Origin of the sequence: Methanosphaera sp. (genome assembly GCF_016282985.1) — an archaeon.
Classification (GTDB): domain Archaea; phylum Methanobacteriota; class Methanobacteria; order Methanobacteriales; family Methanobacteriaceae; genus Methanosphaera.
In genome coordinates this window covers 1-4,432 of record NZ_JAEELZ010000066.1, presented here as the reverse complement: position 1 = coordinate 4,432, position 4,432 = coordinate 1, and the positions used below count along the sequence as shown (strand labels likewise).

Below are 4,432 nucleotides of genomic sequence, written 5' to 3'. Positions count from 1 at the left end.
CTTTTTCTTGTATAACTCTTTGTAGTGTCTTATTAATATAGTTTACTATACAAGTAAACTAACTAACAGTAGGAAGAAGAAGAAAAAACAACGAAAGCATGAAAAAATAATCACGACACCTATATTAAACGGTTTGTTTTTGGTATTGTAAAATAGGGGTGTTCAATATAATATTAGAATAGACTACGTAGAATGTAGTACAAAACAAGAAGTACAACACAACAACCCCGAAAGTTGAAGGAAACAAAAAATAATACGTCCAAACGGACTAACTATAAATAATACGAAAAACAAAATAATAATCATTAAAAATAGTTGTCTAATTCAAAAAGTGTTTTGAAATTGTTTTCCCGAATACCACAAAGGAAAAACAACCACGAACCCAAAACACCGAATACATAGAACACAAACAAGTTGTTTATTGAATATTGTTTGTTGGTTGTATACGACTATTTTTGTGTACAACCATATATAATATTTACTTCAATATTTGAACAACTTCGACAACACCCACAAATACAAAATCCAACAATACGGAAAACAAGGTCAACGAAGAACACTTCTTGAAAAATAGAGTCTCCAACTATTTTTAATAACACATACGGAGACACAACAAGAATGACAAAGAACAACCCAAATAAGAAAACCGTACGAATTGCCAAAAGCAATTTGGAACTAATAAGCAACCTACAAAAAGCCGTAGAACTGGAAGAACGAAAGAAGGTAACACGAACCGACATAATAAATATAGCTATTGCCGAACTATTCAACAAAAAAGATTATATGGACGACGTCGACTTCGTGGGAATTATAAAGGTGTTGAAATGTTACAACATATTATAAGGTTAAGTCCCGAAGTTTCCGAAGTAGTGGACAAACTACGGGAAAACATACACGACCCCAAATTCCAGGAACTACCAGTCAACGAACAACAAAACTACATTATTGAACACATGATCCGAACACTACTTGAACAAGTGGACGACGTGGACAACTTGTTGTTGGGGTTGGTATAATATGCAATACCTGGAAACAAGAATTGTACAATACAACGCCGACATGGAAACAATACAATTTATGGACAACCTGGAAGAAAGTTTGAAGGAATATTGGTATTTGAAAGGTTACCAGGACGAAGAAATAGAACAAATAGACTTCCGAAGCAATATTCACAACGTATTAATTGGTTTGTTTCGTCGGTGTAACTTGTCCCCAACCGAACTTGTAGAATATGTGACATTGTCAACAAGTTATGAAGCAACGGGACAATTAAACGGAGAATATAACAAAAAATTTGAAGAAAAACAAGAAAAAATAAATAAAAAAATTAGAAACTTATTAAGTGATGGTATGGAATGTTAATCAAAATAAAGGAATGGGAAAACACGTTGGAATAGTATTCCCGTTCCTTTTTACATACCAATTAATATTTATCACATTCATTAATAAAATGTTTTTTGGTATGATTAAACGACAAACATTCCCCCGAACAACACAACTAATTGAAGGGGAACAAAAAAAATGACAAAAAAATTATCATACAAAGCAATTACAAAAACAATATGGGAATTGTACGGGGAAATTGTACGAACCGACGGAACGGACAAAAACTTCATGAACCACATATATTCATGGGTTGCCGAACAACTTTTCTTCGTTGGGGAATATGAAGAAGAACAAATACAACATTTCTTCAAATTCCAGTACGACGAATTAACCCCCGACTACAACCAGGACGAAGAACACTACACAAAATACAAAAGTATGGGACAATACGTTCAACATTTAATAGACAACATGGACAATGAACACGAACAATTGATCCAGGACAATGAAGAACTAATGGACAAACTATTTGAATTTGAAACAATAATTATTGCCTTGTTACCGAAGGACGAAGAACCCGAAACCAACAAACAAATGAAAGAAATAATTAAGAACAATTCCAACGAAATAAAAATCAAACAAATATTATTGGACTTTGAAAACGGGAAAATTGAACGGGGACAAATCGAAAGAAAAAAAATAGAACTTATAGAATTATTAGAACAAGAAGAAAATATGTTCCTTGTTGAATTTCCCGACAAAAACCAACGGGACGGGTTCAAATCCAAATATTATTTCATTGACCCGAACACAAAATCATATGAACAAAACACAAAAAACAAATTAAAACAATTGTTCAATGACAAATACGGCGTCAAACTTCATAAGGGGAATGATTTTTTCTATAATATTCTTGAAAGAACGTGTAATTATAAGGAAGAACAAACCCACATTGTAGAAATGGAAAACGTGTACATTGACCGAAGAAACTATGAAATAACCCAAAAGAATGACGACAATATTATATTTACAACCGACCGTCTTTCATACAACACATACGACACCCACGAATTACAATTATTCCATTATACCGAAGGTGTTCGACTTGACGACGTACTAACTGGAAAAGTTGAAATGTCATTCCCAATGGAACGTATAAAAGAAATATTCGTCCCTAAAACAAACCAGGAAGAAACAAACAAACTTTTATTGTTCATGCAATATTTGGGAATGATGGTAATAGGAAGAAACCCAACAAAACTTTCATTGATATTGTACGACGAAGAAAACGAACGAACGGGAAATAAAGGAAGAACAACACTATTTCAAATGTTAAAAACTTGTTTCCCAAATACCTTTGTACGTGTAGGACAAGAAGTTTTTAAAGATCAATTCAAAATAGAAACATATTCCCGTGGGAAACATGGTTTATTCATGGACGAAAACGACAAAGACACATTGATTAAATTCCATACTGAAATAAAAGAAGTATTAAACGGTAGTGGTTCAAGTGGTGGGGCAATGTATACAAGGGAACAAAAACAAATAGAGTCCCTACCTTTAATAATAGGGTCAAATGGTGTTCCCGACGCCCCATTGTCCGACACGGCGTTGTTAAGTAGGTTATTACTTATTGAACTTCCAAACCAATTTGTTGACGAAACAAAGGTCGAAGAAACAACGGACACATACCCTAAAATAACCAACCTTGACGACTTAATACAACAACACGTTGACGAATTGGGACAAGTCATTAGTATTGCAATAAATGAATATAGGGCGTTGGATATGTCCCGAAGCCTTGACGGACAATTAGCAATACAACCGAATATTGACCGAACAATACAGATATTAACTTCAAACAACATTATAATGAACTTATTACATACATATACAAAACCAGTAGCACGGGGAACGGACGTTGTAAACGATTGGGTAACAACCACCGAAATACAAGCAACATTGTCCGAAGCATACAAACGGGCAACAGATAAACCAATGGACAAACAAGAAATAAACCCGAAAAAAATAGGAACATTAATACTACAATTATATCCACGTTTCATGTCGGAAAAAGAACCAAACAACAACGCACACATAAACAAGAAAAAGAAAAACGGAAAAATGTATTATAATATTACATTACATACACTTGAAGAAGTCCAACAAAAAGAAAACGAAATATTGACCGTGCTACCATTAGGGGAACACAAAATATTTGGCACATTAGAAAAGAATATTTACAATAAAATAGAAGAAGGCGTCAACACTATTTCCAAACTACGAAATGAACTTGAAGAAACATACACTATAAAGGACATTGAAGAAGCGTTGGAAGAACTATACAAGTCGGGTTTAATAGATTGGACGGGCAACCAAAATTTTATTGAATAGGTGTCAACAATGAACCAACACCACCACGAAGAACAATTCATAGAAGAACTTCAAGAAATATTAAGACATGAACCAGGAACACGCCTTCAAGTAGACAAGGAAGCAACATTCAAAGAAGTATATATCCAGTTACAACCAACATTCCAGGAACTACAACAAAAATATGAACTACACGAAAACCCCGTCGGAACAAATACCGAAGTAGTATTGTTCCATTCCAAACTATTTTCCACCTGGTATGACATGGAAATATTTTCCAAACCAAAAAGAGATCCGAACAAAATATTATTTGATGGACTGGAAAAACTATTCCAGGACAACAACAAATACACATACCCCAACGGAAAAACAATCTATTATTATAAGGGACGAAACCAAATTCCCCGAATAAAACGGGACATACTACAAGAATTTGACTTGTTGAACAACACCCCCCAAATGTTCAAAGTCAACCATTTATTGAAGAAAATTAAACCCCGTTTCACATAACCCCCCCACTTATTACTATTTTTTTATAACAGTAACAAACGGTAACATGAACCCCCGAAAATATAACAAAAAGTACCGTTTAAGATCCAACGTTTTTTCGTGGTTGTTATGTTCCCCAAACATGAACAATAATTGTCGTTATTATTGAACAATCATTCATTATCATAAATTGTCTAACCTTCTTTTCAAATTGTCTAACCTTCTTTTCAAATTGTCTAACCTT

5 protein-coding genes are annotated in these 4,432 nt (G+C 33.8%); all 5 read left to right on the top strand.

Translation table 11 applies throughout. From position 1 onward, the window contains the following. The first annotated feature begins 618 nt into the window (after positions 1 to 618). Positions 619 to 843 (top strand): hypothetical protein, encoded by a 225-nt coding sequence (locus QZZ11_RS03980; protein WP_292473811.1) that lies wholly within the window; start codon positions 619 to 621, stop codon positions 841 to 843. Continuing rightward, the gene (locus QZZ11_RS03975; protein WP_292473809.1) at positions 825 to 1,016 is read left to right on the top strand and encodes a hypothetical protein; all 192 of its coding nucleotides are present in this window, start codon (positions 825 to 827) and stop codon (positions 1,014 to 1,016) included. Before QZZ11_RS03980 ends, QZZ11_RS03975 begins: the two co-directional genes overlap by 19 nt. A 1-nt stretch (position 1,017) precedes the next feature. Further along, a complete protein-coding gene (locus QZZ11_RS03970) occupies positions 1,018 to 1,362 on the top strand; it encodes a hypothetical protein (RefSeq protein WP_292473808.1) in 345 nt (114 codons plus the stop codon). Between the two features lie 159 nt (positions 1,363 to 1,521). Continuing rightward, positions 1,522 to 3,720: a hypothetical protein gene (locus tag QZZ11_RS03965; RefSeq protein ID WP_292473806.1), complete on the top strand. Its 2,199-nt coding sequence runs from the start codon at positions 1,522 to 1,524 to the stop codon at positions 3,718 to 3,720. Then, positions 3,721 to 4,209: a hypothetical protein gene (locus QZZ11_RS03960; RefSeq protein ID WP_292473804.1), complete on the top strand. Its 489-nt coding sequence runs from the start codon at positions 3,721 to 3,723 to the stop codon at positions 4,207 to 4,209. Positions 4,210 to 4,432: the final 223 nt, after the last annotated feature.

Bases quoted from the DNA above. Each gene is read 5' to 3' on its own strand.
- QZZ11_RS03980 (WP_292473811.1), top strand. From the start codon at position 619: ATGACAAAGAACAACCCAAATAAGAAAACCGTACGAATTGCCAAAAGC.
- QZZ11_RS03970 (WP_292473808.1), top strand. From the start codon at position 1,018: ATGCAATACCTGGAAACAAGAATTGTACAATACAACGCCGACATGGAA.
- QZZ11_RS03965 (WP_292473806.1), top strand. From the start codon at position 1,522: ATGACAAAAAAATTATCATACAAAGCAATTACAAAAACAATATGGGAA.
- QZZ11_RS03975 (WP_292473809.1), top strand. From the start codon at position 825: ATGTTACAACATATTATAAGGTTAAGTCCCGAAGTTTCCGAAGTAGTG.